This window comes from Spongiibacter nanhainus (assembly GCF_016132545.1).
Classification (GTDB): Bacteria; Pseudomonadota; Gammaproteobacteria; order Pseudomonadales; family Spongiibacteraceae; genus Spongiibacter; species Spongiibacter nanhainus.
This window is the reverse complement of record NZ_CP066167.1, coordinates 3,160,001-3,175,926: the sequence shown is the minus strand read 5'-3', so window position 1 is coordinate 3,175,926 and position 15,926 is coordinate 3,160,001. Positions and strand designations below refer to the sequence as shown.

At 55.8% G+C, this 15,926-nt stretch carries 15 protein-coding genes, 1 tRNA gene, 1 rRNA gene and 1 pseudogene (1 of these 18 cut by a window edge); 12 read left to right on the top strand and 6 right to left on the bottom strand.

Annotated elements, in window-relative coordinates:
* Window positions 1-51: 51 nt before the first annotated feature.
* Window positions 52-126 (top strand) — tRNA-Lys (locus tag I6N98_RS14590).
* A 64-nt stretch (window positions 127-190) separates the two neighbouring features.
* Here the strand turns inward: I6N98_RS14590 and I6N98_RS14585 are convergent.
* A pseudogene (locus I6N98_RS14585) lies at window positions 191-319 on the bottom strand (transposase); the annotation flags it as partial.
* A gap of 285 nt (window positions 320-604) precedes the next feature.
* Here I6N98_RS14585 and I6N98_RS14580 point away from each other — a divergent pair.
* Both I6N98_RS14580 and I6N98_RS14575 read left to right on the top strand, forming a co-directional pair.
* The gene (locus I6N98_RS14580) at window positions 605-1,906 is read left to right on the top strand and encodes a cytochrome P450 (RefSeq protein WP_198569066.1); all 1,302 of its coding nucleotides are present in this window, start codon (window positions 605-607) and stop codon (window positions 1,904-1,906) included.
* 40 nt (window positions 1,907-1,946) lie between these two features.
* Window positions 1,947-2,600: a TetR/AcrR family transcriptional regulator gene (locus I6N98_RS14575; RefSeq protein WP_198569065.1), complete on the top strand. Its 654-nt coding sequence runs from the start codon at window positions 1,947-1,949 to the stop codon at window positions 2,598-2,600.
* On the opposite strand, the gene I6N98_RS14570 is transcribed toward I6N98_RS14575, so the two are convergent.
* Window positions 2,548-3,543, bottom strand: coding sequence for a helix-turn-helix domain-containing protein (locus I6N98_RS14570; RefSeq protein ID WP_198569064.1), 996 nt, complete (start codon window positions 3,541-3,543; stop codon window positions 2,548-2,550). The genes I6N98_RS14575 and I6N98_RS14570 overlap by 53 nt on opposite strands.
* Before the next feature lie 301 nt (window positions 3,544-3,844).
* Between I6N98_RS14570 and I6N98_RS14565 the strand changes: the two genes are divergently transcribed.
* The 4 genes from I6N98_RS14565 to I6N98_RS14550 are packed head-to-tail and all read left to right on the top strand — an operon-like array spanning window position 3,845 to window position 6,554.
* A complete protein-coding gene (locus I6N98_RS14565; RefSeq protein WP_198569063.1) occupies window positions 3,845-4,240 on the top strand; it encodes a 2,4'-dihydroxyacetophenone dioxygenase family protein in 396 nt (131 codons plus the stop codon).
* A 56-nt stretch (window positions 4,241-4,296) separates the two neighbouring features.
* A complete protein-coding gene (locus I6N98_RS14560; protein WP_198569062.1) occupies window positions 4,297-5,283 on the top strand; it encodes a thiamine pyrophosphate-dependent dehydrogenase E1 component subunit alpha in 987 nt (328 codons plus the stop codon).
* 10 nt (window positions 5,284-5,293) lie between these two features.
* The gene (locus I6N98_RS14555; RefSeq protein ID WP_198569061.1) at window positions 5,294-6,304 is read left to right on the top strand and encodes an alpha-ketoacid dehydrogenase subunit beta; all 1,011 of its coding nucleotides are present in this window, start codon (window positions 5,294-5,296) and stop codon (window positions 6,302-6,304) included.
* A 13-nt stretch (window positions 6,305-6,317) separates the two neighbouring features.
* The gene (locus I6N98_RS14550; RefSeq protein WP_198569060.1) at window positions 6,318-6,554 is read left to right on the top strand and encodes a biotin/lipoyl-containing protein; all 237 of its coding nucleotides are present in this window, start codon (window positions 6,318-6,320) and stop codon (window positions 6,552-6,554) included.
* A gap of 24 nt (window positions 6,555-6,578) precedes the next feature.
* On the opposite strand, the gene I6N98_RS14545 is transcribed toward I6N98_RS14550, so the two are convergent.
* The 4 genes from I6N98_RS14545 to ilvC form a co-directional block, all read right to left on the bottom strand.
* Window positions 6,579-7,016, bottom strand: coding sequence for an acyl-CoA thioesterase (locus I6N98_RS14545; RefSeq protein ID WP_198569059.1), 438 nt, complete (start codon window positions 7,014-7,016; stop codon window positions 6,579-6,581).
* A 35-nt stretch (window positions 7,017-7,051) separates the two neighbouring features.
* Window positions 7,052-8,206 (bottom strand): iron-containing alcohol dehydrogenase, encoded by a 1,155-nt coding sequence (locus tag I6N98_RS14540; protein ID WP_198569058.1) that lies wholly within the window; start codon window positions 8,204-8,206, stop codon window positions 7,052-7,054.
* Between the two features lie 186 nt (window positions 8,207-8,392).
* The gene (locus tag I6N98_RS14535; RefSeq protein ID WP_198569057.1) at window positions 8,393-9,883 is read right to left on the bottom strand and encodes a wax ester/triacylglycerol synthase family O-acyltransferase; all 1,491 of its coding nucleotides are present in this window, start codon (window positions 9,881-9,883) and stop codon (window positions 8,393-8,395) included.
* A gap of 186 nt (window positions 9,884-10,069) precedes the next feature.
* Window positions 10,070-11,545 (bottom strand): ketol-acid reductoisomerase, encoded by a 1,476-nt coding sequence (ilvC, locus tag I6N98_RS14530; protein ID WP_198569056.1) that lies wholly within the window; start codon window positions 11,543-11,545, stop codon window positions 10,070-10,072.
* A 200-nt stretch (window positions 11,546-11,745) separates the two neighbouring features.
* Between ilvC and ilvY the strand changes: the two genes are divergently transcribed.
* From ilvY to I6N98_RS14505, 5 genes are all read left to right on the top strand, one after another.
* Window positions 11,746-12,654, top strand: a complete 909-nt coding sequence (gene ilvY / locus I6N98_RS14525) for an HTH-type transcriptional activator IlvY (RefSeq protein ID WP_198569055.1) — start codon at window positions 11,746-11,748, stop codon at window positions 12,652-12,654.
* 56 nt (window positions 12,655-12,710) lie between these two features.
* Window positions 12,711-13,568 (top strand): CDP-diacylglycerol--serine O-phosphatidyltransferase, encoded by an 858-nt coding sequence (pssA, locus tag I6N98_RS14520; RefSeq protein WP_198569054.1) that lies wholly within the window; start codon window positions 12,711-12,713, stop codon window positions 13,566-13,568.
* Window positions 13,569-13,641: 73 nt separating this feature from the next.
* Entirely contained in the window at window positions 13,642-14,625 is a 984-nt protein-coding gene (gene msrP, locus I6N98_RS14515; RefSeq protein ID WP_198569053.1) for a protein-methionine-sulfoxide reductase catalytic subunit MsrP, read from the top strand.
* Between the two features lies 1 nt (window position 14,626).
* A complete protein-coding gene (locus tag I6N98_RS14510) occupies window positions 14,627-15,223 on the top strand; it encodes a protein-methionine-sulfoxide reductase heme-binding subunit MsrQ (RefSeq protein WP_198569052.1) in 597 nt (198 codons plus the stop codon).
* A gap of 420 nt (window positions 15,224-15,643) precedes the next feature.
* Window positions 15,644-15,926 (top strand): 16S ribosomal RNA (locus I6N98_RS14505); it runs 1,250 nt beyond the window's last position.

Here is a 15,926-nt window from a genome sequence, read left to right as displayed (position 1 = left end):
GCCAGGCTGTTGTTTTTTTTATCTAAATCCGTATTATATGCGCCTCCTTCGGGGCCGTTAGCTCAGTGGTAGAGCAGTTGGCTTTTAACCAATTGGTCGATGGTTCGAATCCATCACGGCCCACCATTTTTTCCCCTCTCTATTTCTCTGGGCTCTACGGCTCTACCCCATTAACGGGGGATGGCACTCACTAAACCCTATTTATCACACCGTCCCATCCACAATGGGCCAGCACTCGTAGTCGGTAGTTCTCAAAGTTTCTAAAACCATACGCTCGCCGCGAGATCATTTCCATTTTGTTGTGGAAGCCTTCGGTAATCCTATAAGCGGGGCTTGTCACGGCTATTGCTCTGATAGTCCTCAGTCCCATCCGCGCGCTTACGTTCATTTGATGCTCGATTGCAAACGCTGCCTTGGCTATTGGCAGGGCCTGCTGCGCGCCAAGCTCATTAGGTCGGTTTACATGTAAACCTGGGCGTGATTACAATGCTCGATCGCTTTTGTTTATTGCAGAGTGCTCAAGATCATGCATAGTGGCTTTCATATTCGACGAAAGGCTTTGTCTCACGGCATTGAGGCGATGCTGAGGGCTAGGGCAGCGTTAATGCGCGACATGCCACGTCACCAGGACACCGCCGAGCCAATTCCCGACATCGCGCAATCCCCAGAAGACTTCCGTCCTCTGCACAACGCGTGTTTTCAAAACCCTTATCCCTTCTACAAGATGCTCAGAGATGGCTATCCGATTTATCGGTTGGCAAATGGCATCTATTGTGTCTCTCGCTATGAGGATATTGCTGCGGTCAGCAAGAATACCGACCTGTTCTCATCAACCTACCAAGGGGCCATTGCGGGACTAAGGCCGGGCCAAATCATTGTCGACCTGGGTAAAAAGCAGCAGCGCCTCGCGGATCTGGGGTTGATTCCCGGCAATGTATTGGCGCTATCGGACCCTCCAATTCACACCAGTGAGCGGAAGGTCGCTCACAAGGGGCTGAATTCCCGCTTTGTGAAAACTCTTGATGGAATGGTCGAAGCTCTCTGCCAAAGCATGATGGACGAGTTTATCGACAGCGGAGAGGTGGAATTTATGCAGGCCTTCGCCTGGCGCCTGCCAATGCGTGTCATTATACGTTTACTGGGTTTTCCCGAAGACGACTATGAGAAGGTGAAAGCATGGTGTGTCCATGGCATTACCACCCAGAGTGGTATTGCGACACACAGGGAATTGATGGTGGCGCAGGCAGAGTTGATTGCCTTTGTCCGTTATTGCTGGGAGCAATTCCTGGAGGCTAAAAGGCGTCCCCGTGACGATCTCAGCGCGATTTTTGTCGAAGCGGTTAATGACCCCGACAATGTCATGACAGAGGCAGCCGCTGTCAGTGCTATGTTCCAGTTGTTGATCGCCGGCAGTGATTCCAGTGCCACCAGCATGAGCAACGCCCTGAAGATGCTGATTGAGAACCCCGACATATACGCAGAGCTCTGCGCCGATATGAGTAAACTGCCAGACTTTATCGAAGAAGTCTTTAGACTGGAGTCGGCGTTCCAGGGGCACTTTCGATGGGTGAAACAGGATACGCAGTTGCATGGCGTCGAATTGCCAGCCGGTAGTCGACTGTTTCTGATGTGGGCTTCGGGTAATCGCGACGAGCGGGTGTTTGAGAATCCTGATGCCATTAAGCTCGACAGGGCCAATGGCAAAAAGCACCTGACCTTTGGTCATGGAGTCCATGCCTGTATTGGTCGCGAGCTCGCTCGCAGTGAAATTCGTATAGTGCTCAGGGAATTTCTCAGGCGCACCGAAAATCTTCGCATCAACGGCAGTGCGCCATTTCAGGCATCAATGTTTGCTCATACCCTGGTACGCCTGCCGATAGCCTTTGATAGACGCCCACTCGTGTAGGCGAAGCATAGCCTGAGGACGGATACAGGAGACAATAGCCTTGGCTGGGAAAAACTTGTGCCGAGAAGATTTTGTAGCGACGGCTCTGGATATCATCGCGGAATCGAGCGTTGATGCGCTGTCGATGCGAAAGGTTGCCGCGCGCCTCAATGTGAGTGCTATGGCGATGTACAAGCACTTCCCCAATAAAGAGGCCTTGCTCTCTGCTGCCCTGGACGCATTTATTGCCAGTGCCGATGTGATTCCCAGCGAGCCATTGCCCTGGGAGCAGTGGGTGGAAACCGTTGCCCGCCGAATGTACAGCGCGCTGTGCCGGGATATGAGCTGGGTGTCAGTGCTGGGTGCGATCAGCTTGGGTGAGCAGGCAGCCTATGTCACCGACTCTTTTGTGGACACACTGACCGAGGCCGGCTTCTCTGCCGAGCAGGCACTACAGTGTTATTTTACGATGATTCAGTTGGTCGTCGGCGCGGTCTGTATCCGGTCTTCGATGATCGCAGAAAAGGCCCGCCCCAATCGCTGCAATGCGGCTGGAGCTGCTCGTTCTGACCATCATCAAGACGGCACTGCACTTCTATATCCAGTGTCGGCCGATAGTGCTATAGCGAGTCAGGAGCCTCTCGAGATCAGTCTGCCGCTGTTTATTGCAGCGCTTCGCCACTATGAAGGCGCTGGGCATTCAACATTCCCCTAGGCGAAACGCCGTATTCCCTCTTAAACACCTTGCTGAAATGACTGGGGTCACTGAACCCCCAGCGATAGGCAACTTCAGCGATGGACAGCTTGCTGATACCGGCGCTGAGAATATCGTCCTTACTGCGCTCCAGGCGACGCTGGCGAATCCACTGGGAGACGCTGGTGCCTACGTCTTCAAAGAGCAAGTGAAGATAGCGCAGTGATATCTGGTGCGCTTCGGCAATCATGGCCGGGCCGAGCTGCTCGTTGCCCAGGTTGTGAACGATGAACTGTTTAATCCGCCTTAGCATGACGAACTTGAGGGTGGCTGGGGATAGCGAGGTTTTGCTGGAGAGCAGAGCGGCGAGCATGTCCATGGTGGGCCGCATTAGCGCGGTGCCAGTCTCTGCACCAATTTTCGGCATTTGCTGTTCAAGCTGAAGTAGGTGGTTGGCAAAGACCGCGCCCATGCCAGTAGTGGCCGAAAGCGGGATGCCAGCATAGTCGTGGGCATGGGCAAACACACTGGTTAGACTGCGTTCGGGCAACATCAGTGTCACTTTTTCCAGGCGCTCGGGAACATTGAAGTGCATTTTGCGGGTACTGTCCCAGAGAATAAGCTGGCCAGCCTGTAGTTCGATGTCCTGATAGTCGATGCGAAGGTTTTCTCTTCCCCGCTTGATATACAAGACACTCAGGTAGGCGTCATCGGTGTTTGCAAATTCCTGCATACCTCGATATCCCACCAGCGGGTCACATATACATTTAATCAGCCGGTAACCGTTAAAGCTATGCATCTGGATGTTGGCGTTGAAGGTCTTATCGGTGGTGGGACGATCCACCGACCAGGGCAGATGTGACTGGCACAGCATATCCCGCCAGGCATCAAATTTGTCGGCAAGGGGAAGGTCGTCAGTGTTCCAGTGTACGGCAGTGCCGGTGGCTGAGGTGGCTTGCATCATGGCAATGCCCTCGTTGCTTGCTGTTGTTATTGGTATGGCAGCATTCCGCTAGTTAGCTTCCGGTCGCGGTAGCCGTCTCTCAACTGCACTATTAGCCATGAGCCTGTGCGCTGTCAAACCTAGCTAAGCTCGCAGTGCACAGATGACCATGTATACCTGCTTTGGCGTTCAAGTCTGCAGATGGGGTGGGATTTATAGTGGCTGAAAGCCGTGGTGTGTCCGTATATCAGGATTCGCTCCACGGGCCCTTAAGCGCTTTTTGAGCCCCAAGAATGCCAAACGTTGCGAGAGAGTCAGTGTCATGGAAGCTAGCGAAATTCTAAAAGACGCCAGTACCTTGAAGTGGATTCCAATAATTGACGGTATCGACTTCAAGCTATTGAGAGTCAGTCAGGAATCCGGTGTGTGGACAGTGTTGTTTCGCTGCCAGCCAGGGAGTTTTTTCCCTATCCACAAGCATCATGGGGCCGGGGAATACTACGTGATCACCGGGCGTATGCAATACGTTGCCGGTGAGGCTGTAGCCGGATGTTATGGCTACGAACCGCTGGGCGCAATCCATGAGAAAACGCTGTTTCCCGAATACACAGAGTTGCTGTTTACCAATCATGGTCCCGTGGCCTTTCTCGATGATGAGGGCGGCATCAAGCAGCTTCTCGATTACGCTCTGTTGTGTGATTTAGCTGATGCGGTTTAACGATAGTTGCCGCTTAGCTTTTTAGTTTTATGACGCTGTTATCGAGAGGATATGCCATGCAAGCGACCAGTGAACAGCAACGCTGGATGTATTTGAAAATGGTTACCAGCCGATACTTTGAGGAAGCCACCGAAAAAGCATACCTAGAGGGCAAGCAACCGGTTTTTAACATGGCAGCTGGGCCGATACCCGGTGAGATGCACCTGTCTAATGGCCAGGAACCCTGTGCAGTGGGAGTGTGCGCCCATCTGCGAAAAGACGATGCAGTGACTGCGACTCACCGCCCCCATCATATCGCCATTGCCAAGGGGGTGGATTTACCCCGTATGACGGCAGAGATCTTCGGGAAGGCCTCAGGTTTATCCGGGGGCCGTGGTGGCCATATGCACCTCTTCGACACGCAGGTGAATTTTGTATGCAGCGGCATTATTGCCGAGGGCATGGCGCCGGCGGCCGGGGCGGCACTGAGTTTTAAAATGCGCGGCGAAGATCGAGTGGCGGTTGCCTTTATTGGCGAAGGGGCGTGTAACCAGGGAGCCTTTCACGAGGTGATGAATCTGGCCGCAGTATGGCAGTTACCCTTTATCTGTGTGATTGAGGATAACCAGTGGGGGATTTCTGTCGCCAAGCAAGCATCCACGGCGGTCCCGGGCAACGAGGTTCGTGCCCAGGCGTATGGCATCCCCGGTTATCGCGTGGCGGATAACGATCCTTTGGCGGTCTTTGCCACCGCGGGGCAAGCCATAGCCCGCGCTCGGCGCGGTGAGGGGCCAACCTTGATTGAAATCGAAACCAGCCGGCTCGCAGGACACTTTATGGGGGACGCTGAAGCTTATCGCCCCGAGGGCGAAAAAACCGGGGCAATCGCCCGGGACCCTATCCGAGCCATGCGTCGACACTTGTTGGAAAGCGGCGTCTGTAGCGAGGGTGACGTGTCGGTTCTCGAGGAGGATGCTCGGTCGACGGTGGCTTCTGCCTTCGATTTCGCCCGGGAGGCGGATTTTCCGCAACCCGCTCAAGCCCTTGATTGCGTGTTCGTGTAGGAGCCAAAGCATGACTGAAAAGAAACGCCGTTTGACTATTGCCAGAGCAATGTCAGAAGCCATTGCCCAGAACATGCGTGCCGACCCGACGGTTTTTGTGATGGGGGAGGATATCGGCAAACTGGGTGGGGTGTTCGGTACTACCCAGGGTTTGTTGGAAGAATTTGGTGAAGAGCGTATTCGCGATACCCCAATATCGGAAACCGCGTTTATTGGTGCGGCGGTGGGCGCCGCTACCCAGGGTATGCGTCCCATCGCCGAGCTTATGTTTGTGGACTTCTTTGGTGTGTGTATGGACGCGATCTATAACCTTGCCGCCAAGAATGCCTATTTTTCTGGCGGGGCTCAGCCTTGCCCAATGGTACTGATGACCGCAGTGGGGGGCGGTTACAGCGATGGTGGGCAGCACAGCCAGTGTTTGTATGGCACCTTTGCCCATCTACCGGGAATGAAAGTGGTATCACCCTCCAATGCTTACGATGCCAAGGGGCTGATGAACGCGGCTATCGCTGATAATAACCCGGTAGTGTTTATGTTTCACAAGGGCCTGCAAGGTATGGGGTGGCTCGGCACTGAGCCCGGCTCTATCGTTCATGTCCCCACAGAATCCTACACGCTGCCGCTGGGTAGCGGGAAAATTGTACGTGAGGGCGATCACCTGACTATTGCTGCGTTGGGGCCTGGTGTCCATCAAGCCTTGGCGGCAGCCAAAACATTGGAGGCGGAGGGGGTCTCGGCCGAAGTATTGGACCTGCGTTCATTGGTGCCCTTGGATCGCGAGCTATTGTTTGCGTCGGTACAAAAGACCGGCCGCTTACTGGTGGTGGATGAGGACTATCAGAGCTTTGGTGTCAGCGGTGAGCTGATCGCATCGGTGGTGGAGCGCGATGTCTCAATCCTTCGCGCCTCGCCAGCGCGGGTAGCCTACCCCGATATCCCGATACCTTTTACGCCGCCCATGGAGCAGTACGCGCTGCCCAATAGCGAAAAAATCCATGCTGCGGCATGTCGCATGCTGTGAAGGAGTGCACCACATGATTGAAGTAAAAATTCCTGAGGACTTATGGACTGATACTACAGAGGGTGCACTGACAAACTGGTACTTTGAAAGTGGCGATAGGGTAGCTCCGGGCGACCTGGTGGCCGATATCATGGTGGCGAAAGCGGTGTTTGAAATTGAAGCCCCGGCGGCGGGCATCCTTCGCCGCTGCGTTCAGGTTGATGACGTTGTCAAAGGGGGCGACCTTGTGGCGACGATTGTGGCAGAGTAGCGGCAGTGCTGAGGCCGGGTTGGGCTAAGCAACCACCAGCACGCTTTCCAGTGCTGCACGCAAAGCCTCTGGAATCGCTTGCGGGCGCTCGCTGTTTCGGTCGACAAACACATGAGTAAAGCTGCCGTGAGCACTGGCCTGGTCTTCTCCTTCCGCAAAAATAGCCAATCCGTATTCCACCGATGAATTGCCAATTTTATTTACTCGAAAGCCCCCCTCGATAGACTGGGGGAAGGCGATGGCGCTGCGGTAGTTGCACTGCGAACTGACAACATAGCCAATAACATCGGCATGCTGGATATCCAGGCCGCCACGCTCTATCAAAAACCGGTTGGCGATCGTATCAAAGTAGGAGTAGTAGGTGACGTTGTTAACGTGCCCGTAGATATCGTTATCCATCCAGCGGGTGGTAATGGGGGTAAACCAATAATAGTGGTCTCGGGCTAAGGCCAAATCTGACACAGCGATATTCCTTCCTTAGGTACTGATTTGCGGAATTAGTATGCCTGTTGATATATCGACAAGGCGTCTGTCTCCAGAACTTGCCGGGGGTTGTTAACCAGCAGGCGGGTCTGCAACATGGCCTCGCTAGCAAGCATGGCTAAATCCTTCTCGGGCACATCCGCCGCACTCAGAGTCGATGGTAAAGATAAATCGTCGATAAGCCCTTCGAAATAGCAAGCAAACTGCTCTGCTTTTTCCGTGCTTGAAGAGGCGGTGGCCTCGGGTGCGACGATATCCAGAAGCCTGGCGTAGAGCGGGGCCGCCTGCTCGATGTTAAACCGCAGCACATGGGGTAGGACCAGGGAGTTACTGAGTCCGTGGGGGATATGATAGTGACCACCCAGCGGATAGGCGAGGGCATGCACCGCGCCCACGGGCGCATTGGCAAAGGCCTGTCCAGCCAGGCAAGCGCCCAGCAGCATGGCCTGACGGGCCTCCAGGTCCGCGCCCTCTGTGAATACCCGGTGTATGTTGCGGGACATTAGCAGCAGTGCTTTCTCGGCCAACATATCCGAGTAGGGGTTCTTTTTGATGACGCTGGTATAGGCCTCGACGGCATGAACCATCGCATCGACCCCAGTGCAGGCCGTCACGAAGGGGGGCAGGCTGGTGGTCAAGGCGCCGTCCAGTATGGCGGCGTCGGGCAGCAGCTGCGGTGAGACTACCCCGGCTTTGGTGCTATCACCGGTAGTGACAATAGCCACCGGTGTGACTTCTGACCCGGTGCCTGCGGTGGTGGGAATCTGGATAAGGGGCAGTCGGGGCCCCCGGCTTTGGTCCACACCGTAAATAGTAGGCAGCGACTCCCCAGACCGAGCCAGCAGCGCAACCAGCTTGGCAGTATCCAGCGAGCTGCCGCCGCCAAAGCCGATAACACCGTCGACCTCGGCGTCCACAGCTGTTTGCAGGCCAGCCTGGATAACCGTCTCGGGCGGGTCGGCGATAACGTCGCTGAACAGCTGATAAGGCAAGGCGTGCTGGGCCAATACCGTTTCCAGGCTGCTCAGCAAGCCAGCCTCAACAACACCTCGATCACATACGACTAGCGGGTGGGTGATTCCCAGTCGACGGCAGATGTCGGCGAGCTCTTCGATGCTGCCGGGACCACTGACGAGGGAACTGGTGGTGGAGAACTGAAATATCGACATCTTGTATGCCTTTGCCTTGAACGGGCAGCGCAGCTTGGCAAAAAAGGGCCTGGCCGCCAAACCGTGAATTATTTTGCAAAACAATACGGCTAATGGCGCCTTGATGTAAACAAGGTGGCGAGCTGTCGATGTGGCGCAGGGCCTGAGGCTGCGCGCCTGGGCAGGCGCGCGTTTGATAGGGGCGAGTTAGGCAGAGCGGGCTTTGCGCGCTTTGGGTTTTGGCGCGGCCTCCACTTTTCCTCGCGGACTGTTGGCTGCTTTGGCTTCGATGGCTTGCGCGGCCTCCAGCAGCTCGTGGTAGGCGCCGGTAATGCACTGATGGTAGAAGTCGGGGTCCGGCATCATTTCCCGGCAGCAAATAAAGGCCAGGCAAACACTGCCGTAGTAACTGTTGATGGTGTGGAACAGCCCGGTGCCATCCAACGGGCAGCCTGCACCCAACCACAGACCGGCCCGGGCTCCCGCCATATACATGGGGAACTGGGGGCCGGGCACATTGGTAACAATGGTATGCAGCATGGGAGTGCGAGCCGCTAAATGGGTACCGGCCGCGACTCGCATGCCGACCGAGGCGAGCCCCGAGGGGATCGAGTCAATAATCGTTGCCATGCGCTCGACGCCAATGGCATTGGCGTAGGCTTTTGAGGATACCGCGTCTTGGTGGATCAGCTTTAAGCGCTCTACCGGGTCGGCAATATCGGTGCGCAGGTGCAAACGCATGCCCGCCACTTGGTTGCCACCTTCGGCGTTGTGGTTGTCAGCGTCGCGAGTACTGATGGGGACGCCGGCCACCAGAGAGTTTTCTGGGAGTTCGCTTTTCTCTGCCAAATAGCGGCGCATGGCGCCCCCCACAATGCTCAGCAGCACGTCGTTCAGGGTGCCCTCGGCTACGGTATTCTTAATGTACTTCAGCTCCTGTAAGTCCATGCGGAAGCCGCCGAACACTCGGTGTGGCGTCACTGCCTCATTGAAGCGAATACGGTCTTTGACTTCATGGTTGGTAAACGCTTTGCCCTTGTAGCCTTTTTTACCTTCCTTGTGGGAGCGGTAGGCGTGCTTGGCTACCCGCATGGCCTGTCGCGGGGATTTGAGTGCGTTGAAATAAGCGTTTTTCAGCAAGGTGAAGTCGCTGGGCGGCGCCTCGCCCTGCCAGGGTGTCGGGGTGTGTTGGGTTTGTGGGTAGGGCTCAAGATCGTGCAGGGCCTCAATCATCTGGTTGCCAGTGGCGCCGTCGATGGCGCTGTGGTGGATTTTCATATACATCGCAAAGGCACCGGGTGGCATGCCGGTGATATTGTCCAGGCCTTCGATGATATAGGCCTCCCAGGGTGGCCGGTTGAGGTCCAGAGGGCGGCTGTGGAGTCGGGCCAGCAAAATACAAAACTGGCGCCAGTCGCCGGGTTTGGGCAGCGACAGATGGCGGACGTGAAACTCGAGGTCAAAATTCTCGTCGTTGATCCAATAGGGGCTGTCCAGATTGAAGGGCACTTTGACCAGCTTCTGGCGAAACACCGGAGACTTGTGGATGCGCTCTTCAAAGCGGGCAAGAATATCCTTAAATCTGACGCCGCCTTCGGCGCTGCTGGTGTCATAGATAAGGATAGGGCTGATATGCAGTGGGGTGTTGGTGGTTTCGTTGTAAACGAAAATGGCATCCGTGTGGCTCAGTTGCTTCATTGCGACACCTTTTATTTGTCTTAGCGTTGATTGGCAAAGTACTTCACTGATATTACCTAGCAATTGCCATTCCGTATTGGTGTCAGGCGCCGCTGATGAGCCGGTCATACGTCAAAAAAAAACCGCGGCATGGCCGCGGTTTTCGTCAGTCTGAGCGGGGCTTGGTAGCCCATCAGCTTCTGCCATTTAGACGATTTTCTTCATTTCCGTCATGTAGCTGCGCAGTTTGCGGCCGACCACTTCAACCGGGTGGTTGCGAACGGCGGCGTTCACCGCGATCAGCTCCTGGTTGTCAACGCCGTTGTCCTTAACGTTCAGGCCTTTGCCGATAACGTCGGTGGAGACTTTGCTCATGAAGTCTTTCAGCAGCGGACGGCAGGCGTGATCGAAAAGGTAGCAGCCGTACTCAGCAGTGTCAGAGATCACCACATTCATCTCGTACAGCTTGCGGCGCGCGATAGTGTTGGCAATCAGCGGTGTCTCGTGCAGAGACTCGTAGTAGGCGGACTCGGGCTTCATGCCGGCGGCCACCATGCACTCGAAGGCCAGCTCGACGCCGGCTTTACACATGGCAATCAGCAAAATGCCGTGGTCGTAGTATTCCTGCTCGGAGATATCGGCGTCGGTGGACGGCGTCTTCTCAAAGGCGGTTTCCGCCGTTGCAGCGCGCCAGTTCAACAGGTTTTTGTCGTCGTTGGCCCAGTCTTCCATCATGGTTTTGGAGAAGTGGCCGCTGATGATGTCGTCCTGATGCTTCTCGTAGAGCGGACGCATGATGTCTTTGAGTTCTTCAGAGAGATCAAAGGCTTTGATCTTGGCGGGGTTGCTCAGCCGGTCCATCATGTTGGTGATACCGCCGTGCTTGAGACCCTCAGTGACGGTCTCCCAGCCGTATTGAATCAGCTTGGAGGCGTAACCGGGCTCAATGCCTTCTTCTACCATTTTGTCAAAGCACAGGATGGCGCCAGTCTGCAGCATGCCGCAGAGGATGGTTTGCTCGCCCATCAGGTCAGATTTCACCTCGGCGATGGGGGAGGACTCCAGTACCCCGGCGCGATCGCCGCCGGTGCCAGAGGCCAGCGCCTTGGCAATGGCTAAGCCTTCGCCTTTGGGGTCGTTTTCCCGGTGAACGGCAATCAGCGTGGGAACACCAAAGCCCCGCTTGTACTCTTCGCGCACCTCGGTACCGGGGCATTTGGGGCACATCATTACTACGGTGATGTCGCTGCGGATTTGCATGCCTTCTTCAACCAGGTTGAAGCCGTGGGCGTAATCCAGGCAGGCGCCGTCTTTCATCAAAGGCATGACCGCGTTGACGACAGAGGTGTGCTGCTTGTCTGGAGTCAAGTTCATGACCACGTCGGCCGTGGGGATCAACTCTTCATAGGTGCCGACGGTAAAGCCGTTTTCAGTCGCGTTCTTCCAGCTTTGGCGCTGTTGCTCAATAGCGTCGGGGCGCAGGGCGTAAGACACGTCCAGGCCTGAGTCGCGCAGGTTCAAGCCCTGGTTCAGGCCCTGTGAGCCACAGCCTACGATGACAATCTTTTTGCCTTTCAGGTAGTTGCAGCCGTCAGCGAACTCGCTGCGCTCCATAAAGCGGCATTTACCCAGTTCTTCCAGCTGCAGGCGCAGCGGCAAGGTGTTGAAGTAGTTCTGGCCCATGGTGGCCTCCTTTTGTTAACAATGCAGTGAGTGATACACCCCGTGTCGCGGTGTATCCAAGTTGATTCGGTGCTCGGACTCTCCGGCAGTGGCGCGCACTGTACCAGCTGTGCGTTGTTGCGTTAAGTGATATATATTTGATGATATGTTGCGTTTTTTGCAATATTGCTTGGGTTTGATTTCGGTAAGGAGTTTTAGGTGTGAACAGCAAAGATCTGGAGGTGTTCATCTATCTGGCCACCTCCCTGCACTTTGGCAAGGCGGCGCAGGCGGCCCACCTCAGTGCCTCGGCGGTGAGTCGGGCGGTTCAGCGCTTGGAGGAGCAACTGGGCTCGCAATTACTGGAGCGGGACAACCGTCGGGTCACGCTTACCCCAGCGGGCCAAGAGTTTCTCACCTATGCCGAGCAAACGGTGCAGGGCTGGCAGGCGGTCCGGCAGCGCTTGCAGGCGGATAAAACCCTGCGTGGCGCCATTAGCTTGTTCTGTTCGGTCACTGCCTCCTACAGTGTGCTCAACAATATTTTAGAGGTGTTTAGGCAGCGCTATCCGGCTATCGAACTCAAACTTCACACTGGTGACCAGGCCGATGCCCTGGACCGTGTTGCCAAAGGCGGAGAGGAGGTGGGCATCACTGGCCGCCCCGAGGTGCTGCCTGATCGCCTGGCTTTTCAATCCCTGACTCGCTCCCCGCTGCGGCTGTTGGTGCCCAATATTCCCTGTGCTCTCAACGACCGGCTTGGTCACATCGAGGGCGAGATGGACCTGGCGCTATTGAATGAGCTGCCGTTTATTCTTCCTGAGCGGGGTGTCGCCCGGGAGCTGATCGAACACTGGTTTCGCGAGCAATCACTAAACCCGGGAGTCTATGCGCAAGTGAGTGGTCACGAGGCCATTGTTAGCACGGTAGGGCTGGGCTTTGGGGTGGGCATCGTGCCGGAATTGGTGTTGGACACGTCATTTCTCAGGGAACGGGTGCGAACGGTGGCGGTGTCGCCACCACTGCCGGCTATGGATATTGGTATTGTGGCTCTAGCGCGCCGGCTCGAAAACCCGTTAGTTCGGGCTTTTTGGGATTGCGCCCTGTCATCGTACCGCGCCGATAAATAACATATCATAGTGCCTTAGGATCTCTTTAATTGCTTAATAGGAAGGTGTCGGAAGTTATGTCCCAGGACTCGCCTAAACAACCGCCAGAGGATGCCGACGAGTCGCGCAAAAGTTCTCAGTTTGAGCTGGAGAAAGAGGCGCTGTCGCTGATCGACGATCACGAAGAAGAAATCTCCGTCGATGGCCGCACTGAGCGCAAGAGTGGTGTTTACCTGCTGCCCAACCTGTTTACCACGGCGGCGTTGTTTTCTGGGTTCTTTGCCATTGTGTCCGCCATGCACGGCCAGTTCGTCAATGCGGCGGTGGCGATCTTTGCCGCGATGATCTTCGATGGCATGGACGGCCGGGTCGCCCGCCTGATGAATGCCCAGAGCAAGTTCGGCGGCGAATTCGATAGTCTCTCCGACATGGTTTCATTTGGTGTGGCACCAGCCCTGGTGGTGTTCACCTGGGGGGTGGTGGACCTGGGCAAATTCGGTTGGGCAGTGTCCTTCATATATGTGGCCTGCGCGGCTCTTCGTCTGGCGCGCTTTAATACCCAGATTGATACCGCCGACAAGAACTTTTTCACCGGCCTGGCCAGCCCGCCGGCGGCGGCGGTGATGGCCAGCGTGGTCTGGGTCTGCGCCGAGGAGGGCTGGGTCAACAATGATGTACCTATTGAGCTGGCGGCGCTGGTCGGCGTGTTGATGGCGCTGGTGGGCTTGCTGATGATCGTGAATATCCAGTACAACAGCTTCAAGGGGCTGGACTTGCGTGGGCGAGTTCCCTTTGTGGCGATGATCGCGGTGGTATTATTGTTCAGTCTGGTGTCGGTGGATCCGGCCCGGATGCTGCTGGCGGCGGCACTGATCTACGCCATGTCGGGGCCCGTACTGGCGGTGTATAGACGGTTTTTTGCCTCCAAGTCGTAACATTTGGAGGTCGGACGCGTCTTCTAGGTAGAAGCCTATTCTCTACAGCGACGTGCCCCAGGGAGTTCGAGTTATGCTTATCCGTCCACCTGCCGATATTCCCAGCAGTGAAATCACCCCCGAGTCGGTGTACCTGAAGCGCCGCGATATTATGAAAGGCATCGCTGCCGCCTCGGCGCTGGGAGCGCTGGGAGGCGCGGCGCCGGCGCTGGCGTCGAGCCAGTCATTGGCGTCCTTGGATTACAGCGCCGTGTCCAAAAAGTCCGACAACCCCTTCTTTGCTGATGAGACCTTGACGCCCTACGAGGATGTCACCAACTACAACAACTTTTATGAGTTTGGCACCAACAAATCCGATCCAGCCAAGTACGCCTCGGCACTGACCACCGACCCGTGGTCGATCACGGTTGAAGGGGAGGCCGCAAAGACCGGGACCTATCAGCTCGAGGACGTCCTGAAGTGGATGACCCTGGAGGAGCGCATTTACCGGCTGCGCTGTGTGGAGGCCTGGTCAATGGTGATTCCCTGGGTAGGCTTCCCACTGGCTGACCTTATCAAGCGCTTCGAGCCCACCTCAGACGCCAAGTATGTTGAATTTGTCACCGCCGTGCGCCGGGATGAGATGCGCGGGGTGCGCAGCGCCTTCTCGGTGATCGATTGGCCCTACGTAGAGGGGCTGCGCATGGACGAAGCCATGCATCCGCTGACACTGATGAGTGTCGGGCTCTATGGCAAAGTACTACCCAACCAAAATGGCGCGCCGATCCGCCTGGTCGTGCCGTGGAAGTACGGCTTTAAAAGCATCAAGTCCATTGTGGCTATTCGCTTCCGCAAAACCATGCCCCGCACCTCCTGGGTGGGGATCGCCCCCGATGAATATGGCTTCTATGCCAATGTGAACCCCAATGTGGACCATCCGCGCTGGAGTCAGCGCTATGAGCGGCGTTTGCCCAATAGCCTGCTGAAACCCAACCGCATCAAAACGCAGATGTTCAATGGCTATGAAGAGCAGGTCGCGTCCCTTTACAAGGGCATGAACCTGCGCCGCTACTACTGAAATGGTGGCACTTCGCGAAGCCCAGCAGCGGGTGGGCAAGCCGCTGCTGTTTGTGTTGTGTTTACTGCCTTTTGGCTTGTTGGCTTGGGCGGCTGTCGGTGACAGCCTGGGTCCTGACCCGGTAAAGACGCTAATTCACACCACCGGCGAGTGGTCGATTCGCTTTCTGCTGATCACCTTGGCGGTGAGTCCGATGCGGGATTTGAGTAAAGCTGGCTGGGTGCTGCGCTACCGCCGGATGCTGGGTTTGTACGCCTGGTTCTATACCAGCCTGCATTTGCTTATTGTGGCTACCTATCTGTTCGGCTGGGATTGGGCCATCACCAAAGAAGAGTTGTCCGAGCGGCCCTATATCATTGCCGGCTTCTTAGCCTGGGTATTGATGGTGCCGCTGGGGCTGACGTCGAACAACTGGGCAGTGCGGCGCCTGCGACAAAACTGGCGCCGCCTGCACAAGTTGGTTTACCCCGCTGCGGGCTTGGCGTGGCTCCATATCGCCTGGCAAACCCGCTCCAGCTACTTCGATGCGGTGTTTTATGCCGTTCTTCTGTTGATCCTGTTTTTACCCCGAATTAAAAAACTTCTCAAAAACCGTTGACTCTCATCCGCCCGTCTCTATAATGCGCGTCCTCGGTTGCCGGGGCCGGCTTTGAACACAACGCGGAAGCGGTGTTTGGAGCGGCGGATCAAGAATTGATCAGGCAGTCGGGCTGGCAAAAAAGTTTCAAAAACTGCTTGCTAGAGAGGACGAAGTGTTTATAATACGCGTCCTCGCTTCGGGGGAGACCTGAAGCGCATCGATCACCCTGGCGGTATCGAGTTATTTAACAAGACGAGATCAGATAATTCGTGTGGGCGCTTGTTGAGTGTATTTGCGACGCAAATATTCAGAAACAAGTGACTCGTATGATTCATTAATTTGGTTATATCGATTAACACGTTTCTGAGCCGAGATTTTAGATGGTAAAGCAGGTTTTGCGTAACCATCTCATCATGTCTAAGACTGATGTAAAAGATTGAACTGAAGAGTTTGATCATGGCTCAGATTGAACGCTGGCGGCAGGCCTAACACATGCAAGTCGAGCGCGAAAGCACTTCGGTGTGAGTAGAGCGGCGGACGGGTGAGTAACGCGTGGGAATCTACCTGGTAGTGGAGGATAACTCGAGGAAACTCGAGCTAATACTGCGTACGCCCTACGGGGGAAAGCGGGGGATCTTCGGACCTCGCGCTATCAGATGAGCCCGCGTCAGATTAGCTTGTTGGTGAGGTAAAGGCTCACCAAGGCGACGATCTGTAGCTG